This is a genomic window from Paenibacillus sp. (assembly GCF_048976745.1).
GTDB lineage: Bacteria > Bacillota > Bacilli > Paenibacillales > Paenibacillaceae > Paenibacillus.
In genome coordinates, this window is record NZ_JBHGUU010000020.1 from 42,868 (window position 1) to 63,263 (window position 20,396).

At 47.5% G+C, this 20,396-nt stretch carries 19 protein-coding genes and 2 rRNA genes; 1 reads left to right on the forward strand and 20 read right to left on the reverse strand.

Annotation, left to right across the window (positions count from 1 at the left end):
- Nucleotides 1–215: 215 nt before the first annotated feature.
- The 10 genes from sigH to ACE3K2_RS23785 form a co-directional block, all read right to left on the reverse strand.
- A complete protein-coding gene (gene sigH, locus ACE3K2_RS23740; protein WP_017692059.1) occupies nt 216–860 on the reverse strand; it encodes an RNA polymerase sporulation sigma factor SigH in 645 nt (214 codons plus the stop codon).
- 171 nt (nt 861–1,031) lie between these two features.
- The gene (locus ACE3K2_RS23745; protein ID WP_062836174.1) at nt 1,032–1,553 is read right to left on the reverse strand and encodes an NYN domain-containing protein; all 522 of its coding nucleotides are present in this window, start codon (nt 1,551–1,553) and stop codon (nt 1,032–1,034) included.
- A gap of 5 nt (nt 1,554–1,558) precedes the next feature.
- Nucleotides 1,559–2,305: a 23S rRNA (guanosine(2251)-2'-O)-methyltransferase RlmB gene (gene rlmB, locus ACE3K2_RS23750; protein ID WP_421895819.1), complete on the reverse strand. Its 747-nt coding sequence runs from the start codon at nt 2,303–2,305 to the stop codon at nt 1,559–1,561.
- 43 nt (nt 2,306–2,348) lie between these two features.
- Nucleotides 2,349–2,828, reverse strand: a complete 480-nt coding sequence (locus ACE3K2_RS23755; RefSeq protein WP_421895822.1) for a Mini-ribonuclease 3 — start codon at nt 2,826–2,828, stop codon at nt 2,349–2,351.
- Nucleotides 2,825–4,225 (reverse strand): cysteine--tRNA ligase, encoded by a 1,401-nt coding sequence (gene cysS, locus ACE3K2_RS23760; RefSeq protein ID WP_421895825.1) that lies wholly within the window; start codon nt 4,223–4,225, stop codon nt 2,825–2,827. The genes ACE3K2_RS23755 and cysS overlap by 4 nt, the downstream gene beginning before the upstream one ends.
- A gap of 42 nt (nt 4,226–4,267) precedes the next feature.
- On the reverse strand, nt 4,268–4,927 hold the full coding sequence (cysE, locus tag ACE3K2_RS23765; protein ID WP_421895828.1) for a serine O-acetyltransferase: 660 nt from the start codon (nt 4,925–4,927) through the stop codon (nt 4,268–4,270).
- A gap of 537 nt (nt 4,928–5,464) precedes the next feature.
- The gene (gene gltX / locus ACE3K2_RS23770) at nt 5,465–6,922 is read right to left on the reverse strand and encodes a glutamate--tRNA ligase (protein WP_421895830.1); all 1,458 of its coding nucleotides are present in this window, start codon (nt 6,920–6,922) and stop codon (nt 5,465–5,467) included.
- Nucleotides 6,923–6,955: 33 nt separating this feature from the next.
- Complete coding sequence (gene ispF, locus ACE3K2_RS23775; RefSeq protein WP_017692052.1) at nt 6,956–7,432, reverse strand: 2-C-methyl-D-erythritol 2,4-cyclodiphosphate synthase; 477 nt, start codon at nt 7,430–7,432, stop codon at nt 6,956–6,958.
- Entirely contained in the window at nt 7,429–8,124 is a 696-nt protein-coding gene (gene ispD / locus ACE3K2_RS23780; protein WP_253503551.1) for a 2-C-methyl-D-erythritol 4-phosphate cytidylyltransferase, read from the reverse strand. Before ispD ends, ispF begins: the two co-directional genes overlap by 4 nt.
- An 81-nt stretch (nt 8,125–8,205) precedes the next feature.
- Nucleotides 8,206–9,291 (reverse strand): PIN/TRAM domain-containing protein, encoded by a 1,086-nt coding sequence (locus ACE3K2_RS23785; protein ID WP_421895834.1) that lies wholly within the window; start codon nt 9,289–9,291, stop codon nt 8,206–8,208.
- Nucleotides 9,292–9,464: 173 nt separating this feature from the next.
- Between ACE3K2_RS23785 and ACE3K2_RS23790 the strand changes: the two genes are divergently transcribed.
- Nucleotides 9,465–9,860: a hypothetical protein gene (locus ACE3K2_RS23790; RefSeq protein WP_017692049.1), complete on the forward strand. Its 396-nt coding sequence runs from the start codon at nt 9,465–9,467 to the stop codon at nt 9,858–9,860.
- Nucleotides 9,861–9,985: 125 nt separating this feature from the next.
- On the opposite strand, the gene pssA is transcribed toward ACE3K2_RS23790, so the two are convergent.
- The 10 genes from pssA to ACE3K2_RS23840 form a co-directional block, all read right to left on the reverse strand.
- A complete protein-coding gene (pssA, locus tag ACE3K2_RS23795; protein ID WP_145326580.1) occupies nt 9,986–10,717 on the reverse strand; it encodes a CDP-diacylglycerol--serine O-phosphatidyltransferase in 732 nt (243 codons plus the stop codon).
- A gap of 45 nt (nt 10,718–10,762) precedes the next feature.
- Nucleotides 10,763–11,839 carry a DNA integrity scanning diadenylate cyclase DisA gene (gene disA, locus ACE3K2_RS23800; protein WP_062836168.1) on the reverse strand — a complete coding sequence of 359 codons (1,077 nt, stop codon included), beginning with the start codon at nt 11,837–11,839 and terminating at the stop codon, nt 10,763–10,765.
- Nucleotides 11,840–11,852: 13 nt separating this feature from the next.
- A complete protein-coding gene (gene radA / locus ACE3K2_RS23805; protein WP_036671578.1) occupies nt 11,853–13,220 on the reverse strand; it encodes a DNA repair protein RadA in 1,368 nt (455 codons plus the stop codon).
- A gap of 260 nt (nt 13,221–13,480) precedes the next feature.
- The gene (locus ACE3K2_RS23810) at nt 13,481–15,943 is read right to left on the reverse strand and encodes an ATP-dependent Clp protease ATP-binding subunit (RefSeq protein WP_253441187.1); all 2,463 of its coding nucleotides are present in this window, start codon (nt 15,941–15,943) and stop codon (nt 13,481–13,483) included.
- Nucleotides 15,944–16,126: 183 nt separating this feature from the next.
- A complete protein-coding gene (locus ACE3K2_RS23815; RefSeq protein ID WP_340912547.1) occupies nt 16,127–17,197 on the reverse strand; it encodes a protein arginine kinase in 1,071 nt (356 codons plus the stop codon).
- Between the two features lie 28 nt (nt 17,198–17,225).
- Nucleotides 17,226–17,750 carry a UvrB/UvrC motif-containing protein gene (locus ACE3K2_RS23820; protein ID WP_062836166.1) on the reverse strand — a complete coding sequence of 175 codons (525 nt, stop codon included), beginning with the start codon at nt 17,748–17,750 and terminating at the stop codon, nt 17,226–17,228.
- 31 nt (nt 17,751–17,781) lie between these two features.
- Complete coding sequence (locus tag ACE3K2_RS23825; protein WP_421895841.1) at nt 17,782–18,243, reverse strand: CtsR family transcriptional regulator; 462 nt, start codon at nt 18,241–18,243, stop codon at nt 17,782–17,784.
- Between the two features lie 462 nt (nt 18,244–18,705).
- Nucleotides 18,706–19,881, reverse strand: coding sequence for a GNAT family N-acetyltransferase (locus tag ACE3K2_RS23830; protein WP_421895844.1), 1,176 nt, complete (start codon nt 19,879–19,881; stop codon nt 18,706–18,708).
- Nucleotides 19,882–20,060: 179 nt separating this feature from the next.
- Nucleotides 20,061–20,177 (reverse strand): 5S ribosomal RNA (rrf, locus tag ACE3K2_RS23835).
- Between the two features lie 80 nt (nt 20,178–20,257).
- Nucleotides 20,258–20,396: ribosomal RNA gene (locus tag ACE3K2_RS23840) — 23S ribosomal RNA — on the reverse strand; the annotation flags it as partial.

The window sequence follows — 20,396 nt, forward strand, 5'->3', positions numbered from 1 at the left end:
CTTTATCACAAGGGTATAGCCATGTCAATGAAAGAATAGCCTTTCATTCATTGGGTATTACTTCCGTACAACGTGCACTTGTTTCGCATCTCTGTTTTTCTCTTCTCCTGCATGGACCGAGCGATTACTAGTATAAACATTCTTAGATTTTATAAACTTGAGACACTAAAAAAAGACTCAAACACCGAGCCTTTTCCGTCAACGACAACATGTGTTTAATTATCTCGAACTTCCAGGTACTTTTCAAGTTTGCGCTTGACGCGCTGAAGTGCATTATCAATGGACTTCACATGTCTGTCCAAGTCTACTGCAATCTCTTGATAAGATCTCCCGTCCAGATACAACATCAATACTTTTCGTTCCAGATCACTCAGAATCTCGGACATTTTATCTTCCAGGCCCACAAATTCTTCCTGATTGATGATCAATTCTTCCGGATCACTGACCTGGGTTCCACAAATCACATCGAGTAACGTACGATCAGACTCTTCGTCATAAATAGGCTTGTCCAGAGATACATAAGAATTAAGCGGAATATGTTTCTGACGTGTTGCTGTCTTAATCGCCGTGATGATCTGTCTTGTAATACACAGTTCGGCAAAAGCCTTGAACGAAGCCAGCTTGTCCCCTTTAAAATCTCGAATTGATTTGTAGAGGCCAATCATTCCTTCTTGAATAATATCTTCCCGGTCTGCCCCAATCAGAAAATAAGATCTTGCCTTGGCGCGTACAAAGTTACGATATTTGTTAATCAAAAACTCTAACGCTTCGCTTTCGCCTTCACGGAAAGCTTCGACAATGTCTTCGTCACTTTGGTAATCATACTTGGATAACATGATATCTTTGAGGTCGACACTCACAGACAATCCCTCCGGCTGCAACGCAAGGTACCCCGTTACTCTACTCTATGAAATATAGGATCAGTATATATGATGGTACCTCACACCGTCAACCACGCTCTGCCTAAAAAAGAACATCAATAACATAAATGTCAAGAGTTTCAATATTCTAAATATTGTAAAAACGAGCTGTTATTCCCGGCGCCAACGCTCAAACTCTTTTAATACATCCGGACTCAACTTGCCCCCGAGTGTGTTACGCGTGGTCTTCGCCTGATCTTCTTCCAGTCGTTTCTTTAATTCTTTTTCGTTCTGCTCAACTTCAATTAGCAATTCCCTTGCAGATACACGCAGTGCTCCCTGTCCAAAAATGACATGTTGCTCTACCATATCACTCGTAGCCACATAGATTTGGCGTCTTCGCATGCTTAGTTCCCGAACGAGTCTCTCAATGCATTCGTCTGCCGTCTCTTTTTCCTTTGTAAAATAGATCTGCACTTTGCTCTGCGTAAAGGATTTACCGAGTCCAGGCACGAGGTAGGCGTCAAACACAACAATGACTCGACGGCCGGAGAAAGCCTGGTAGTCTGCAAGACGAAAGAGCAGCCTGTTGCGTGCCTCTTCGAGCCCACTTTCCGCCAGTCTGGTTAATTCCGGCCAGTCACCAATCATGTTGTACCCGTCTACAAGAAGCACATCACGGGAATCAGCCATACCTTCTATTCCTGCGCTTGACGCGAGCGGAGCACTTCATACATGACAACACCCGCTGCCACGGAAGCATTCAGGGAATTAATCTGACCTTGCATCGGTAATTTGATCAGCACGTCGCATTTCTCGCGAATGAGTCGTCCCATTCCCTTGTTCTCATTTCCGATTACCAATGCCACAGGACCAGTAAAGACTCCATTACCAAAGACACCTTCATGAGCCGTGACATCTGTCCCTACAACCCATACACCTTCCTCTTTGAGGCGATCGATGGTCTGGCCAAGATTACTTACACGAGCCACTGGCACGTACTCCACGGCGCCCGCTGACGTTTTGGATACCGTCACGGTTACTGCTGCCGAACGACGTTTGGGTACAATAACGCCATGTGCACCCGTGCAGTCTGCTGTCCGCAAAATGGACCCCAGGTTATGAGGATCTTCGATCTCATCCAGCAAAATCAGGAAAGGATGCTCATTCTTCGCTTTTGCTGCGGCAAGAATGTCTTCTACCTCCACATAAGCGTAAGGTGCAGCTTGTGCCACTACCCCCTGATGCTGAATGCCTGGTACCGTTTGATCCAGCTTACGCTTGTCCACGTGTTGAATAACAATACCTAGTTTTTTAGCTTCCGTGATAATAGGTTGAGTCAAATGTTTCTGTGCTGTATCGGCAATCCATATTTTATTAATGGTCCGGCCTGAACGCAGCGCCTCCGTTACGGAGTGTTTACCGGCAATCCATTCTTCTTCCATCGTTGTTCGATCCTCTCTGTAATGCGTTGTTTTGTTGAAATTTTTATTTTTTTGTCGGTGATGGCGATTGTTGTTCCGCGTGCTCAATGCCAAGACCAATCAGTTCAATCATGCGATCATGATGACCACTGCTGTAGAGGTAACCAATGAGACATTCAAACGCCGTAGCATGTCTGTACTCCAACACATCTGCATTTTTGGGTACACTACCCGACTTGGCATTCCGCCCTTGCCGGACGATATCACGTTCTTCCTCTGTCAGTTCAGCCTCAATCGTTGTAAGTATGCGGCTCTGTGCCTTCGCTGATACCAACCCGGTTGCACTACGATGCAGATGGTTGGGACGCATGTTGGCCTTCGACAACAGATATTGACGAACAGCCACCTCATATACCGCATCACCAATATAGGCCAGTGCAATAGGTGGAATCAACCTCGCAGGTCTGGAAGAAGGATACGGGAACCATCCTCCCTCTGTAACCTGCTCTTGTTGTTTTGGTGTATTTGGATGTCCTTCGCTCATTTGCGCCGCCATCTCATGCCCTGCGCCGTATCTTCAAGCAGAATACCACGTGCAGACAATTCATCACGAATTTCATCCGCTCTTGCCCAGTTCTTGGACTTACGTGCTTCTACACGCTCCTCAATCAGACGTTCCACTTCCTCATCCAGAAGTTCTGGCTCTGCATCAGTATAGATGCGCAGCACAGCATTCAGTTCACTGAACAACTCGAGGAGGGCACGAATGTCTGCCGCATTAACTACTTCTTGCTGCAACAGTTGATTGGCTTCCCCTGCCCACTCAAACATAGCAGTAATCGCATCAGGAGTATTGAAATCATCCTGCATCTTCTCATGGTACTGCTGACGAATTTGGTCGAGTCTTGCCGCAAACGCTGCTGTGATATCCTGATCTACGGTCACCGCGTTCAAACGATGGTTCAGGTTACCTACAGCATTTGCAATCCGGTCCACACTGTTCTGTGCCTGCTCCATCGTATCCTCCGTAAAGTTCAATGGGTTACGATAGTGGGTAGATAACATGAAATAACGAATCGCTTCGCGTTTATATTGATTGCGCAAGTCTTTAACCAGAACACCGTTACCGAGTGATTTCGACATCTTCTCGTTATCAATCCGGATGAATCCATTATGCATCCAATAGTTGGCAAGTGGTTTACCTGTTAATACTTCGGATTGGGCGCATTCGCACTCATGGTGCGGGAACTGCAGATCCTGTCCTCCCCCGTGAATATCCAGTGTATCCCCAAGGTACTCCCTAGCCATGGCGGAGCACTCGATATGCCAGCCTGGTCGACCATCGCCCCAAGGACTGGACCAATAGATCTCACCTGGTTTGGCAGCCTTCCAGAGCACAAAATCTTCGGGGTGTTCTTTACGCTCATCCACACCCACACGGATTCCAAATTGCAGCTCCTGCAAGTTCTGCTTCGAAAGTTTGCCATATTCGCTGAATTTGCCTGTACGATAATAAACGTCACCGCCATTTTCATACGCAAATCCTTTTTCAACCAGCTCACGGATAAAATCAATGATCAGCGGCATGTTTTCCGTTACTCGCGGGTTGCTGCTTGCCTTGGGTATACCCAATCCCTCAAGGTCTTCATAATAGGCCGCAATAAACTTCTCGGCGACATGAGGAACGTCTGTTCCAAGTTGTTCTGCTTTGCGAATCAGCTTATCGTCCACATCCGTGAAGTTCACCACATAGTTTACATCATGTCCTGTCTGTTCCAGGTATCCACGAACTGTGTCAAAAAAGATAACCGGGCGTGCATTCCCGATGTGAATGTAGTCATATACCGTTGGTCCGCAGACATACATTTTTACTTTCCCTGGTTCTTGAGGAACAAATTCCTCTTTGGTACGACTCATCGTATTATAAATCTGAAGCGTCATGGTCACTTATCCTTTCATCCTATACTGCCTTTATTTATTGTATCACGTATCACGTACAGTCTCATTTTCACGGGCATTCTGCAGTGTACGTACTTCTTCCTGCAATCGTTCGAGTTCTTTTTGCATACTGCGCAAGGAATCAACGACCGGATCGGGCAATTGTTGACTGAGGCGATCTACCCGTCGACCATCCTGTTTAACAATTCTGCCCGGTATACCTACCACGGTACTATTGGAAGAGACCTCCTTAAGCACAACGGAGTTTGCACCAATGTTGCATTGATCCCCCACGCTAAATGAACCCAGCACCTTTGCTCCGGATGAGATAACCACATTATTACCAATGGTCGGATGTCTCTTTCCTTTTTCTTTCCCTGTTCCGCCCAAGGTAACCCCCTGATAGATAACGACATCATCGCCAATCTCACATGTTTCTCCAATAACAACGCCCATTCCATGGTCAATAAACAACCGATTTCCGATCGTAGCTCCAGGATGTATCTCAATCCCTGTCATAAAACGGCTAACCTGCGAAATGAACCTGGCAACCGAGAACCATCTTCGCTTGTATAAAAAATGAGCCATCCGGTGTGCCCATATCGCATGCAGCCCTGAGTAGGTTAATACCACTTCAAACCAACCTCGGGCCGCCGGATCGTTTTCAAACACCGCCTGGATATCTGATCTGATCTTCTTGAACATGCTCGTTCCCCTCTTGTTCAGGTTCCCGTCCTCCGGCTTACCGGACGGCGCGTTCCTTGGTAGTGTACTGCACACTCGCCTAAACAAAAAACGCCCCTGCAGCATTTAGCTGCAGAGGCGTTTATCGCGGTCCCACTCTGCTCGGTCCATTCTCAAATAGAATGAGCCCTCAAGCGGTTTGGTAACGGAAACCAATCGTCACAACCTATCCTAACGTTTTCCCATGTCATGATCGACAAAGGCGGGGCTGGATTCGGCTGTGCAGCTCACGGGTGCATTTCGACTGATGGACAGTGGATGGCTCACAGCCACCGCAACCAAAGAAATCTTTCTTTGCTGCGGGACCATCCTCTCTGAATCTGTCCGGGTCAGTCTACTCCTCCCGATCTTTGCTGTTCTATTAGATAAATCATATCAATTATTCGTTGTGTTGTTATTATAGCGAAAAGGCTTCAGACTGACAACAGCCTCCTGTGTAATCCATACATCACAGGACTGTGTTCAGAATCCAACTGAATGGAATGTCCTCGAATAAGCTTATTTTACTTGCGCAAGCAATCGCTCGATCACCGTATCACGACCCAGAAGCACGATCGTTTGATTCAGATCCCGTCCATGCGTCTGTCCGGTCAAGGCTACACGAATTGGCATAAAGAGCTGTTTGCCCTTAAAGCCGGTTTCTTTCTGTACTTCCTTGATCAATGCAGCCATTTGGCTTGGAGTAAACTCTTCGCTCGCCTGTACCTTATCGGCAAATGCCTTCAGCACAGTTGGCACCTGCTCTTCAGCGAGAACAGCGGCACCTTCACTTTCCATCTCAATCTCCGAACGGAAGAACACTTCCGACAATTCTACGATATCGGATGCCGCATTCATCTGTTCCTGATAGAGATGTACGAGAGTATGCGCCCACTCTTTTTGCTCAGCGGACAGATCCCCAGGAAGACGTCCTGCTTTTTGCAGATGCGGAATGGCCATTTCGGCAATACGTTCCGGGTCAGCATGTTTGATATAGTGATTGTTCAAGTGAGCCAGCTTGTGTGTATCAAATACCGCCGGGCTCTTGGACAGACGTTTCGTATCAAAGATGGAGATCAGCTGCTCTTGCGAGAAAATCTCTTCCTCCCCTTCTGGTGACCAGCCAAGCAGGGAAATGAAGTTAAACATCGCTTCAGGCAAATAGCCAAGCTGATCATACTGCTCAATAAACTGAATGACGGATTCATCCCGTTTACTCAGCTTCTTGTGATTTTCATTCACGATCAGCGTCATATGACCGAATTGCGGCGGCTCCCAGCCGAGCGCTTCATAGATCATCAGTTGACGCGGCGTGTTCGAGATGTGATCTTCCCCACGCAGGACGTGGGAAATCTTCATCAAGTGATCATCCACAGCAACGGCATAGTTGTAAGTGGGAATGCCGTCTTTTTTCACAATGACAAAGTCGCCGGATTCCTTGCTGTTGAACGAGATTGTACCTTTAACCATGTCATCAAACGTATATACGCGCTCTTCCGGCACACGGAAACGAATACTCGCTACGCGACCTTCCGCTTCAAACGCACTAATTTGCTCTGGAGTCAGATCACGGTGTTTGCCCGAATAACGCGGTGTTTCTCCACGTGCTGACTGTTCCTCGCGCTCTTGCTCCAATTCTTCTTCGGTGCAGAAGCAAGGATAAGCCAGACCTTTATCCAGCAATTCCTGCGTATATTTACGATAGAGGTCCAGACGTTCCGTTTGACGGTATGGTCCGTAGTCTCCGCCCACATCAATACTTTCGTCCCACTCGATTCCGAGCCATTTCAGATATTTCAGCTGGCTTTCTTCACCACCGGCAATGTTCCGTTTCACGTCCGTATCTTCAATACGAATGATGAATTTACCGTTATTATGTTTGGCATATAGATAGTTAAACAACGCCGTACGGGCATTCCCGATATGCAAGTGTCCCGTTGGACTCGGCGCGTAACGCACACGAATTTCCGTGCTCATATGATCCCCTCCGTCACTAATTGATTGATGATATCACACACGTACAAGGCAAACCACGGACTGAGCGGCAATGCCCTCTCCCCGTCCGGGGAATCCCAGTTGTTCTGTTGTTGTTGCTTTCACGTTCACCTGTGTTACATCCGCTTCCAGTGCCTTGGCAATAACCTCAGCCATCTGCGGGATGTAAGGAGCCATCTTCGGCTTTTGGGCAATAATCGTTGAGTCAATATTCCCCAGCTTATAACCACGATCCTTCACAAGCTGCCATACATGCTCCAGCAATTTCAGGCTGTCGGCATCTTTGAATTCCGGATCGGTATCCGGGAAGTGCTTGCCAATATCCCCGAGTGCCAGCGCACCCAAAATGGCGTCACTAATCGCGTGCAACAGCACGTCTGCGTCCGAGTGACCCAACAGTCCTTTTTCATAAGGAATCGTTACTCCGCCAATAATACATGGGCGTCCCTCTACCAGCTGATGTACATCAAATCCCTGTCCTACACGTATCATCGCTTCTTCTCTCCCCCCAGCAAAAACGCAGCGTATTGCAAATCTTCCGGTGTTGTTAATTTGATATTGGTATAATTGCCTTCCACAACCTTGACCGACATCCCCTGACGTTCAGCCAGCATGGCATCATCTGTTCCCAGAAATCCGTCCTGCTCGGCTGATTCGTAGGCGGAGAGCAGGGAAGAAAGACGAAAAGCCTGCGGGGTTTGAATGCTCCACAGACTGCTGCGGTCTGGCGTCGCCGTAACGACTCCTTCCGCATTCACTTGTTTGATCGTATCCTTCACGGGAACCGCCAGTACAGCTGCTCCACCACCGGAGATGGCAGCCGCCATACATCCCTTGATCTGCTCATGGTTCACAAAAGGACGTACCCCGTCGTGAACGAGAACCCAATCTGTCCCAAGTGCCTCAAGGCCTTTATGGACAGAATGTTGTCTCTCTTTCCCTCCGGGGATAACACGGACACGTGAATCCAGTTGGTATTCTTTTACCCAATCCTGGCAGCGTTCAACATCTGCGGTTCCTGTGACCAGCACCATCTCGCGGATCTCGTCCAGCGCAGCAAATACCTCAAGCGTATGTATGAAAACGGGCTTGTCCTGCAGCAACAGAAACTGTTTGCTCTCGGTCGTCCCCATCCGGGTTCCGCGACCTGCTGCCACAATGACAACGCCCCACCCTTTATCCATGCCGCAATCCCTGCCTTGTCTGTCAGTTTATCGTCCCAAGATATACAATATCATCAACGATACACTACCCATCATACCGCTTTATTGGGCTTTTTCCAACAGTTTCGGCTTGGCAAAAATCATTCGTCCCGCTGAAGTCTGCAGCACACTGGTCACCAGCACTTCCATCATCATGCCAATATACTCGCGTCCGCCCTCCACCACGATCATTGTGCCATCATCCAGATAGGCTACACCTTGACCATGCTCCTTGCCATCCTTGATGATCTGCACCATGATCTCCTCACCTGGCAGAACAACCGGCTTAACCGCATTGGCAAGATCATTAATGTTCAACACAGATACACCCTGGAGTTCGCACACTTTGTTCAGATTGAAGTCATTGGTGACCACTTTGCCCTGGAGCACTTTAGCCAGTTTAACCAGTTTGCTGTCCACCTCGGAGATTTCCTCGAAATCCCCCTCGTAGATCAGTACTTTTACATCGAGTTCCTTCTGGATTTTGTTCAAAATGTCCAGTCCACGTCGTCCTCTGTTCCGCTTGAGCAGATCCGATGAATCGGCAATGTGTTGCAGCTCCTCCAGAACAAATTCCGGAATGACAATCGTACCTTCAATAAACCCGGTTTTGCATATATCAGCGATACGCCCATCAATAATAACACTGGTATCCAGAATTTTATGTTCTTCCATCCGTCTATCTTCGTCCACCTCGGGGTGACCCCATCGTCCAGACATCCAGAAAGCCCCCAGATCGTCTTTCTTTGCCATGGCAAGGGTGTAGCCAGAATACGCACTAATCACCGTCAGCGCCACTTGCAGCACTTCTCCTGCCGTCCCCATCCATCCCACAACAGGGTAGAGCAACAAGGCCACCAGCAATCCTGCAACGGTACCTGCGGCACCTGCCGCCAGTTCGTTCATAGGTACTTTTGCCAATGAATTGATTCCACTATGCAGCCTGTCTGCCATCAATGTTCCACCGATATTACATACAGCCATAAACATTACAGCTCCCAGCAGCGTTGATACACCAGCTCCCAGTAATCCTGCTGACTGAATCCACTCTGCCATCCATGGGACCGATTTTCCTGCCAGATGATATGCCGTGTAGCCGAACCATGCACCGCACAATCCTGTAAAAGTTAAAATGCCTTTTTTCCACATTAGTCCCTGCACCTCCTTCAATGTATCTTGATCTTTATATCCAGTATGATCCAATTCCTGAGAAGCTAATCCCATCCGCAAGAACTTTTTGGAAATGTTGCAATCGTCAGTTGAAAGTAGGTAAATTATTGGCATATAATGAATTCAATTCATATCCCGAGGTGAGTGGCAAAATGAGTACGCTAAGTTTACAGGCTTTCCAGGATCAAGTTTCTGAACTGTTGCTGCGTCATCGCAGTCTGATTGATGTACTGTCCAAAACGGGACAAGCCGGAGCGTCTGTTAACCGTGCCGTGTCCAAAGCCATTACCGAATGCGGCTGCATCGAGCTGCACGCCACCAAGCAGAAATATGCCCCGGAGAGCGATATCGCTCAAACCAAGGGCCTGCTGGAAACGCATGTGGAAGGTGAATTGTGTGAGAACTGCAGAGAGGTCATCAGCTCTGAGCTAGGGCGTAACCTGTTCTACATGTCGGCTCTCTGCAATCTGCTGGACATTAACATGGAAGAGGTCGTAAACCATGAATCGCAGAAGTGTTCAACGTTAGGGATGTTTAATCTGTCGTAAGAAGATATGCATGTCGTTCGCAAGGGTTTCTTTTACCGTAAATTGATCTGAATACACAAAAAGCACGCATTCTCCAGTTCAGGAGAGTACGTGCTTTCTTTGTATGGTGTCTGTCTCCAGGCTATTTAACGATCGGAAGGACGGGAAGATTTCTCATCCTTGCGCTTTTTCGCCCGACTACGCGAGGCCGCTGTGCGCACATTATGTTTCATTCCATACAAGGCGTATAACACCAGCGGAATAAAAATCAATTTGGATAACTGCTCCGGGAAAATAACGGCTACGGCTATGGCAAATAATACAACCCATGGTGCAATCCAGATTGCCTTCCGTGGCAACCCTACCTTTTTGAAATTGGGATATTTCAGCGAACTGACCATCAGATACGATAACAGCAACGTAGCAATCATCATACTGACTGGGCCGATATCCTTGTTGAACAAAGAAAGTGTAGCCAGCACTCCGCCGGCTGCCGGAATCGGCAGACCTGTGAAGTACCCGGGGATTCCCGGCCGAACATTAAACCGAGCAAGACGAATGGCTCCACAGATCGGAAAAGCCGCTGTTGCGACCCAGGCGAGAATTGGCATCGAATCTTGAAAAGACACCATAAATATGATCAGGGCTGGTGCTGCACCAAAGGAAACCATGTCAGACAAGGAATCCAGTTCTTTGCCAAATTCGCTTTGGGCATTGAGTGCACGTGCCACTCGGCCATCCAGACCATCCAGCAGCATCGCTACAATGACCATAATGGCAGCCAGACTGTAATTTCCATCAATCGCAAGCAAAATTGCCATCATTCCAAGAAACAGATTACCCAGGGTAAAGAGATTCGGAATGAATCTGGTTAGCATCGTTGTTTCACCTCATCCATTTCAAGCCTTTATATAGGCAAACCCTTACATCTGTCTGTCGATAAACATCTGCTCCTGCAAACGTTTGAGGCCTTCCTTAATGGTCCGGGCACGAACTTCACCAATGCCGTCCACTTCGTCCAGTTCTTCAATTGTAGCCATAATAACATGAGGCAATTGTTCGAATTGATCCACCAGGTTATGGATAATAACATTGGGCAGGCGGGGGATCTTATTTAATACCCGGAATCCACGAGGTGCAACCGAATCCTCTGAAGTAGCCGCTGATGAAGGATAACCGAGCAGACGGACAATATGGTGTGCATCCAGCAATTCATCGTCCGACAATCTTTTCAGTCCCACGATAATTTCACGGATTTTGTCATCACTGTCGTCACGGGCATAGTCTTTGTACAGCAACCAGGCTTCTTCTTCCGTTGTCCCCACAAGCTCTTCCATTTGCATGGAAATGAGTCGTCCCTCATTCCCAAGTTCATGAATGTATCGTTTGATTTCCGTTTTGATCCGCATCACCATTTCGGTACGCTGAATGACATTGACCACTTCGGGAATCGTCACCAGTTCCTCAAATTCAGATGCACTCAGATTTGTAAGGGACTGTGTTAATACCGCTTTGTATTTCTCCAGGGTTTGAATCGCTTGATTCGCTTTGGTCAAAATAACCCCGATTTCCTTGAGGGAATACCGAAGTGTTCCCTGATACAAGGTAATGATATTCCGGCGCTGTGATATGGATACGACCAATTTACCCGTTTGCTTCGCCACACGCTCTGCCGTCCGGTGACGAATCCCTGTCTCTGATGAAGAGATCGAAGAGTCCGGGATTAACTGGGTATTGGCGTAAAGAATACGCTTCAAATCCTCGCTAAGAATAATGGCTCCATCCATCTTGGCGAGTTCGTACAGGTAGTTCGGGGAGAAATCACAGTTAATCGAGAATCCCCCATCCACCACTTCCATTACTTCAGGGCTGTATCCTACAACAAGCAGTGCGCCCGTCTTGGCGCGCAGCACATTTTCCAGACCTTCGCGGAAAGGTGTACCTGGTGCGATCAGCCTTAACAATTCATTCATATTATCCAGTTGGCTCGAATCTTTCATCTTGTTATGCCCCCTAATCTAAAGCAACCGCTAGTGCATCTGCCACGGTATTCACACCGATCAGTTGTATCCCGCGAGGATGTTTCCAGCCCTTTAAGCTTTTTTCCGGTAAAATGACTCGCTTGAAGCCCAGCTTCGCGGCTTCCTTCACTCGTTGTTCGGCCCGTGAAACGGCTCGAACCTCACCTGTCAGACCAATCTCGCCAAAGATGACGTCATCCGGCTTGGTCGGTACATCTCTCAAACTGGATGCAATGCTGACAGCAACCGCCAAATCTACAGCGGGTTCATCCAGCCGTACTCCACCAGCTACGTTCAGATACGCATCCTGGGTCTGTAAAAACATGCCCATCCGTTTCTCCAGCACGGCAATGATCAGATTTAATCGATGCAGATCCACCCCTGTTGCCATACGGCGGGGAGAAGGGAAATGGGTGGTTGAGATCAATGCCTGCAATTCCACGAGCAGAGGACGTGTGCCTTCCATGCTGGCAACTACCGTAGAACCTGCTACACCCAGTGGTCGTTCCGACAAAAAGAGTTCGGACGGGTTGCCCACTTCACGAAGTCCATCCTCGCCCATTTCAAAAATGCCAATCTCATTGGTGGAACCAAAACGGTTCTTCACCGCACGCAGTAAGCGATACGTATGATGCCGTTCCCCTTCAAAATAAAGCACGCAATCCACCATATGTTCTAACATACGTGGACCGGCAATGGCACCTTCTTTGGTAACATGCCCCACAAGAACCGTTGCAATGCCTCTGCCTTTGGCAATCCGCATGAACCTTGACGTACATTCCCTTACCTGTGCTACACTACCAGGCGCACTGGTAACTTCGGGAAGATATACGGTCTGAATGGAGTCGATGACAAGAAAATGCGGCTGGATTTGATCCACCGCTTCCTCTACACGTTCCATATTGGTTTCACACAGCACATACAACTCGGCAGAGAGCGCCCCAAGACGATCCGCCCGCAATTTGGTTTGCTTGACTGATTCCTCTCCCGATACATATAACACACGTAAACCCGAGTGCGTCAACGCATGGGACGTCTGCAACATCAACGTTGATTTACCGATACCTGGATCTCCACCCACCAGAACGAGTGAGCCTGGAACAATTCCGCCACCCAATACCCGGTTCAACTCTCCGATTCCAGTCTGTACGCGCGGTTCCTGACCGCTATCTATATCTATGATAGGAAGCGGTTTATCTTTACTGTCAAACAGAGGAGAATTTCTCCCTTGTGTTTTGACTACCGTCTCTGTCTCTTCCACCATTGAATTCCATGACTGACAACCCGGACACTTACCGTACCACTTGGGGGCTTCATAGCCGCATTCCGTACATTGAAACTTGGTTTTAACTTTGGCCACTTCAGCACTCCTATAATTTAATTTTATAACAGCATTTTGCATTATTCGACGAATTTTGCCCAAACTCCCTGACGTGCAGGGTTACTAAAAGTTTACCATTGTTTGAGATTTTTCGTAAAGGATTATCGCAAACTTTACACATGTTCCTGACATAATCATGTCCGTCTTCTGTCAAAATGTAAAAAATCCTCCCCGGCCAAAGCCGAGAGAGGATTAAGGATCAATACAAGCAGGAGTTCAACTCCATAGCTTGCTGTATATTATTTGGTTTCGATTTCCTCGTTAGAAGGAACAATCACGTCTTTTTTCGTAACAGACAGTGCACCGTTCTCTTCATCAATGAGTAATGAATCCCCTTTGGTTACGTTACCTGTAAGCAATTCTTCAGACAATTTGTCCTCGATATGCTTCTGGATTGCCCGACGAAGCGGACGCGCACCGTAAGCTGGATCAAAGCCGGCTTTGGCAAGGAAATCCTTGGCATTGTCGGTGAGTTCGAAGTCCACCTCGTATTCACGCAGCCGTTTGCGAAGTTCCTCACTCATCAGGGTAACAATCTCTGCAATGTGTTTCTGTTCCAGTGAGTGGAATACGATAATTTCATCAATCCGGTTAAGGAACTCTGGACGGAAGGATTTCTTCAGCTCATCCATGACTTTACCCTTCATGTTGTCATAATCCGCACCTGCATCCACAACTGCTGTGAAGCCAAGTGTAGAGTTACGTTTGATCGCTTCAGCACCCACGTTGGATGTCAGGATAATCAGCGTATTCCGGAAGTCCACAACGCGACCTTTGGAATCCGTCAGACGACCATCTTCAAGAACTTGCAGCAAGATATTGAATACTTCCGGATGTGCTTTCTCGATTTCATCGAGCAGGACAACGGAATATGGTTTGCGACGAACTTTCTCTGTCAGCTGGCCACCTTCTTCATATCCAACATACCCTGGAGGCGCTCCGACGAGTCGGGAAGTCGAATGTTTCTCACCATACTCGGACATATCGATCCGGATCACTGCATTTTCATCGCCAAACATCGCTTCAGCCAGAGCACGAGCAAGTTCTGTTTTACCTACCCCTGTAGGACCGAGGAAAATAAATGAACCCATCGGACGTTTTGGATCTTTAAGTCCAGCACGAGCACGACGAACCGCACGGCTGACGGACTTCACAGCCTCATCCTGGCCGATGACACGTTCATGCAGAATCGATTCCAGATTCATCAGGCGCTGTGTCTCTTCTTCTTTCAGCTTGTTCACCGGAATTCCTGTCCAGTTGGCTACCACTTGTGCGATATCCTCAGGTGTTACTTCGGAATCCGTGCGACCTTGTTTTTCTTTCCATTGATTCTTCGTTACATCCAGCTCTTCACGGATTTTTTGTTCCGTATCACGCAGAGCGGCTGCTTTCTCGAACTCCTGGCTTTGAACTGCAGCGTCTTTTTCCTTGCGGATATCTTCCAGACGGCTTTCCAGTTGTTTCAGGTTTGGTGGGATCGTGTAAGAGTTCAATCTTACTTTGGAACCCGCTTCATCAATCAGGTCGATCGCTTTGTCTGGCAGGAAACGGTCTGTGATGTAACGATCAGACAGTTTAACCGCCTGTACAATCGCTTCGTCCGTAATTTTCACGCGGTGATGCGCTTCATAACGGTCACGCAAGCCATGCAAAATTTGAATCGCTTCTTCCGGAGAAGGCTGATCTACAGTAATCGGTTGGAAACGACGCTCAAGCGCTGCATCCTTCTCGATGTATTTACGGTATTCATCCAGTGTTGTCGCACCGATACATTGCAGTTCTCCACGGGCCAGAGCCGGTTTCAAAATGTTAGAAGCATCGATGGCACCTTCAGCTCCGCCTGCGCCAATCAAGGTATGCAATTCGTCGATAAACAGGACAATGTTACCTGCTTGGCGAATCTCATCCATGATTTTTTTCAGACGATCTTCAAACTCACCACGATATTTGGTTCCAGCGACTACTGAACCCATATCCAGGGTCATTACACGTTTGTCGCGCAATGTTTCCGGAATCTCATTTGCAATGATTTTTTGTGCAAGGCCTTCAGCAATCGCTGTTTTACCTACACCTGGCTCACCGATCAATACCGGGTTGTTCTTGGTACGACGGCTGAGCACTTGGATGACACGTTCAATTTCTTTGCTACGTCCAATGACTGGGTCAAGGTTATTCTCTCTGGCGTAAGCCGTGAGGTCACGTGCCAGACTGTCCAGTGTTGGTGTGCTGACATTGGCAGGTGTTCCATTATGGCTGGATACAGCTTCACTGCTGCCAAGCAACTGTAACACTTGTTGACGTGCTTTGTTCAGGCTAATTCCCAGGTTATTGAGCACACGTGCTGCAACACCCTCGCCTTCACGAATCAATCCGAGCAGGATATGCTCTGTGCCTACATAGGTATGGCCCAATTTACGAGCTTCATCCATGGACAGTTCAATTACTTTTTTCGCACGTGGCGTATATGCAATGTTGGTAGGTTGCTCTTGGCCACGGCCAATCAGCGTTTCTACTTCATCCTGAATTTTTTCCAATCCGAGTCCCAGGCCGATCAGTGCTTTGGCTGCGATGCCTTCGCCTTCACGAATGAGGCCGAGCAAAATATGCTCAGTACCGATGTTATTATGACCGAGACGGACAGCTTCTTCCTGCGCGAGTGCGAGCACCTTTTGGGCCCGTTCCGTAAATCTTCCAAACATCATATCTCCTGCACCTCCATGGTTTTGGATAAAACGAGGGGTTTCAAACAATCCCCGTCGTATTCTTCATATCATTTTTGTTTGCAGCCGTGCTGCGAATAAAGTCATTTGGCATTTGTACATGCCTTATTATATAAAAGCCGCAATGCGGCATGAAACCATAATTCAGTACAATATCAGGCTAAGCTAGGACTGCTTCGCTGCATTGATCGTATCACGAATCAACTGAGCACGATAGATGTCACGCTCATCTGTGCGCATATCTTCCCCGAATGTTTTCTGCAGGAATCCCGGCTGTGTCATCACATTCAACTCATTCATTACCGTGATGGACAGTCCATCCAACAAACCAAGATCCACGCCAAGACGTACATCCGATAAGCGCTGTGCAGCTTCCTTTGAATCCACAATAGCTGCATGAGACAATATGCCGTAAGAACGCATGACACGATCCGTAATTCGAAGTCTGGAGTCGCTCATTAACCGTTCTCTGGCAGTACGTTCATGACCAATCATCTGTAACACAACACCGTGCAGGTTCTCGATGACTTCCTGTTCGGTCTGTCCCAGTGTAATCTGGTTCGAGATCTGAAACAGGTTCCCCATCGCCTCACTGCCTTCACCGTATATCCCCCTTACAGTCAATCCCACTTGGGAAACTGCGGTTAAAATACGGCCAATCTGCTGCGTCATCACCAGGGCAGGCAGGTGCATCATAACCGATGCTCTAACACCTGTACCTACATTGGTAGGACAGCTGGTTAAGTATCCTCTGCGATCATCAAAAGCATAATCCACGTGCGCTTCAAAAGCATCATCTATTGCAGAAGCTTTCTCCCAGGCTTCTTTCACCTGGAACCCCGGATAGAGGCACTGGATACGAAGATGATCCTCTTCATTAATCATAATACTGACAGACTCATCCTCACTGAGAATAACCGCACCATTCCTGGATTCATTCGCAAGACTTGGACTGATGAGATGTTTCTCCACCAGCACCCGTTTATCGAGTTCGTCAATATCGATCAGATCCAAAGTATGAAAATCCCCAAAGGCATGAACGTCATCGTATTGAAGTACTTCGCTCAGCTTATTCAGCACCTCTTCCGATTGCTCATTGGAAGCCAGCATCGGAAACGGAACATGCTGAAGGTTGCGCGCAATCCGGACACGGCTGCTAATGACGATTTCGGAATCAGCCGCATCACTGCGCATCCAGTCGCTGAGCGCCTTCTCTGTAAAGCGCAGATTAGGCATTACGCATCCCTCCTACTCATGACAAACTTTACTCCTGAGCTATTCCTTTTTCAAGTCCTCTGATCTGGTCACGGATCTGAGCCGCCTCTTCAAATTCCTCTTGGGCGATGCTCTCCTGGAGCTCACGCTTCAGATCAGCGATTTGCCGTTTCACCTTGATGCGACCACCAGCCCGTGCAGGCACTTTGCCTACATGGGACGTACTACCATGAACCCGCTTGAACAAAGGATCCAGACGGCTGTCAAAATATTTATAACATGAACTGCAGCCAAATCGGCCAATCTTGCTGAATTGTGAGTACGTCATACCGCACTCTTCACACTGAAGTGCTTTTGCAGGTGGTGTTCCTGCCGATCCACTTTTGCCGGCTGGATCAAAATCAAGCAACCCGGACAACAAGTTGTGAATGGAAAAACCTCCTGCTGTCCCAGGGATCATTTCCCCTTTTTCACGGGCACATGACTCACAAATATGGAATTCCGTCTTTTCTCCATTTACAATCTTCGTAAAATGAAGTGTCGCCGGACGTTTATTACATTCTTGGCACAGCATAATGATGTACCTCCTTTGACCCCGATAGTTTTCATTTACCGAGCAAAGATATTAACATCGCCTTCAACATTCTGGCACGAATTTGATCCCGGTAAGGAAGTTTGACCATTATAACCTCTCTAGATACAGCAGCTCGCATCAACCCAGCTTCACGCTTGCTCAAGAAACGTGCTTCTTCCAATTGGTAGATCAGACCTTCGGCAGCTGTCTGCCCGATCTCTTCACCAATACTATGGTGCAGATGATTATGCAGAGCTGATTGGGCCGGTAATTCAATGCGTTGTATGCGAACATAACCACCACCGCCGCGTTTACTCTCTACCAGGTATCCCTTCTCGAGGGTAAAACGTGTGCTGATGACATAATTGATCTGGGAAGGTACACATGAGAATTGATCTGCCAGATCATTACGCTGAATTTCAACCATTCCTTCGGGACTTTCATGCAAAATACTCTTCAGATATCGTTCGATAATATCAGAGATATTACGCATCCAATCATCCTCCACTGTCTGAAACGTTAAGTCAATAAGGACCCACACGCCCCCACAGAGTACACCTTCTCTACCCATTTAACCAATCAGGGAAACAGCGAATCTTGCTTCCACAGGTGTCAACAGGAGAGCGAAGGAAGCACGAAGGTCCTTTAATATTTCCTTGATCCTCCGATGAGATGAATCCCGTATATTGGCGATCATGCATCAGATTGTAGAAAGAAAGTTACTTCAGTATCAAACCTTTAGTTGACTTTGACTTTCTTTGACTTTATATACATTATAGCATATTTTGTAGGTTTGCCAAGTGGGCTCACTATTCATTTTTTACGATTTTACACGAAATATTCCCCAGACACAAAAAAACCTCTCCGAAATTGCTGGAGAAGTCCATTTGTCTTTCAATTACTTCGTATTTCTATATAGGCTTATCCAGTTAAATGGAGCAATGGTGAATAGGTATCAGAAGAAATCGAGTAAATAGGTTTCCCGTTCAGGAATCGCCTGTTCCAAAGCCTTAATTGCTGTGCTCGGTCCGTGAATTCTTCCCATTCGTGCCATTTCCATTGGTCTACGATATCCCATCATCACTGCAGTAAGGGACTGAATATCTAACTTAATAGTCTGATCATCTGTAATTGGCTCCGAAGTTTTCCATATGGACGCTGTTCCGTTCATCGCCACGTTTAATTGCCATACGCCTTCATTCCACGGAGCGTGGGTATCCTCTACCTGTAGAATAATCTGCACCGGTGAGTCCTGGCTTGCAAATGGATACTGGGATATAAACTGCTCCACACTAACGATGCGAGCCATAAAGTAAGGTACAATCTCCTGCTGAATCCGTGGATTATCCAATTGGAAAGCAAGCGTATCACTGGCAGGGGCCTGCAACGTTACTTCCTGGATCATGGAATCATGGTTAGCAATAAAGGTCCACAGCCCTTGTCTAGCCTCTTCATTCAGATAAATGAACTCTTTGATGGTAAACTTATTTTCTTTAACTTCATATAAAAGATAACCTTGTGCTGCATTAGCTTCGTCGTAATATACAGCTTTCTGGCTGGACCCATTCACAAGAACTGAGTTCTCCCATCTCGCATCATCCCGGACCAAGGTCCCGTTATATCGCTCAGCATAAGCACTGTATACTTCCTTTAATATGCTCAGGCCTGGATCGCCACGCCGGATCGTGCCAGGTGTCGCTTTTTTTGAAGGCAAATGAGCTGTAGGCACCTTATATCGTTTAAATTCCACATAAGTCTCCCACCCGTACTTCCGATAGAAACCAAAAGAGAACGGATGTAAAAACGATATACTTTGTTTGTTACGATTCATTTCTTCCAACGCATGCTTCAGCAGACCCGCTACCCAGCCTTTGCGTCTATACTCTGGCCAGGTGGCTACACCCGCAATACCGCCCATCTCGAATGATCTTCCATGAATATAGGTTTGAAAAGGGATAATGTGAAGTTTGGCTCCTAGCTGCCCGTCCTCATATACACCCCATATATCCTGTGACGAAAATTGACTCCGTCGCTTTTCTTTTTGTTCATCACTCATTACTACTTGAAAAGCATATTCGGAGAGTGCCATCGCCGGCTCAAAATCATCTACCGTCAATTTTTGAATTTCCATGTCGTCCTACACCCCATTCGCTAGAGTTATTATCAATCCAGGTCATGGCCTGATATCTGATATATGTACCCCTTAGAGTGTGTCAGAGGATTCCCACAAAGTCAAATAAGAGATGCTTTCGCATCCCCTAAAATAAACAAATAAAAACCACCACCGAATAACATCGGCAGTGGTTCTTCGCTTGGCGGCGTCCTACTCTCCCAGGACCCTGCGGTCCAAGTACCATCGGCGCTAGAGGGCTTAACGGTCGTGTTCGGGATGGGTACGTGTGGAACCCCTCCGCCATCGCCACCAAACGCGGTGCTTAGCTTACATTTCAGAGTGTTGTTCTCTGAAAACTAGATTCGAAACGAAACATGCGAATTATCACTTGCAATTGGATAAGCCCTCGACCGATTAGTACTGGTCAGCTCCATGCATTGCTGCACTTCCACCCCCAGCCTATCTACCTCGTCGTCTTCAAGGGGTCTTACATACTGGGAAATCTCATCTTGAGGGGGGCTTCACGCTTAGAT

What these genes read in the sequence shown, in the direction of transcription:
- ACE3K2_RS23745 (WP_062836174.1), bottom strand. Translation starts at nt 1,553, where the DNA reads ATGGCTGATTCCCGTGATGTGCTTCTTGTAGACGGGTACAACATGATT.
- rlmB (WP_421895819.1), bottom strand. Translation starts at nt 2,305, where the DNA reads ATGGAAGAAGAATGGATTGCCGGTAAACACTCCGTAACGGAGGCGCTG.
- ACE3K2_RS23755 (WP_421895822.1), bottom strand. Translation starts at nt 2,828, where the DNA reads ATGAGCGAAGGACATCCAAATACACCAAAACAACAAGAGCAGGTTACA.
- cysS (WP_421895825.1), bottom strand. Translation starts at nt 4,225, where the DNA reads ATGACGCTTCAGATTTATAATACGATGAGTCGTACCAAAGAGGAATTT.
- cysE (WP_421895828.1), bottom strand. Translation starts at nt 4,927, where the DNA reads ATGTTCAAGAAGATCAGATCAGATATCCAGGCGGTGTTTGAAAACGAT.
- gltX (WP_421895830.1), bottom strand. Translation starts at nt 6,922, where the DNA reads ATGAGCACGGAAATTCGTGTGCGTTACGCGCCGAGTCCAACGGGACAC.
- ispF (WP_017692052.1), bottom strand. Translation starts at nt 7,432, where the DNA reads ATGATACGTGTAGGACAGGGATTTGATGTACATCAGCTGGTAGAGGGA.
- ispD (WP_253503551.1), bottom strand. Translation starts at nt 8,124, where the DNA reads ATGGATAAAGGGTGGGGCGTTGTCATTGTGGCAGCAGGTCGCGGAACC.
- ACE3K2_RS23785 (WP_421895834.1), bottom strand. Translation starts at nt 9,291, where the DNA reads ATGTGGAAAAAAGGCATTTTAACTTTTACAGGATTGTGCGGTGCATGG.
- ACE3K2_RS23790 (WP_017692049.1), top strand. Translation starts at nt 9,465, where the DNA reads ATGAGTACGCTAAGTTTACAGGCTTTCCAGGATCAAGTTTCTGAACTG.
- pssA (WP_145326580.1), bottom strand. Translation starts at nt 10,717, where the DNA reads ATGCTAACCAGATTCATTCCGAATCTCTTTACCCTGGGTAATCTGTTT.
- disA (WP_062836168.1), bottom strand. Translation starts at nt 11,839, where the DNA reads ATGAAAGATTCGAGCCAACTGGATAATATGAATGAATTGTTAAGGCTG.
- ACE3K2_RS23810 (WP_253441187.1), bottom strand. Translation starts at nt 15,943, where the DNA reads ATGATGTTTGGAAGATTTACGGAACGGGCCCAAAAGGTGCTCGCACTC.
- ACE3K2_RS23815 (WP_340912547.1), bottom strand. Translation starts at nt 17,197, where the DNA reads ATGCCTAATCTGCGCTTTACAGAGAAGGCGCTCAGCGACTGGATGCGC.
- ACE3K2_RS23820 (WP_062836166.1), bottom strand. Translation starts at nt 17,750, where the DNA reads ATGCTGTGCCAAGAATGTAATAAACGTCCGGCGACACTTCATTTTACG.
- ACE3K2_RS23825 (WP_421895841.1), bottom strand. Translation starts at nt 18,243, where the DNA reads ATGCGTAATATCTCTGATATTATCGAACGATATCTGAAGAGTATTTTG.
- ACE3K2_RS23830 (WP_421895844.1), bottom strand. Translation starts at nt 19,881, where the DNA reads ATGGAAATTCAAAAATTGACGGTAGATGATTTTGAGCCGGCGATGGCA.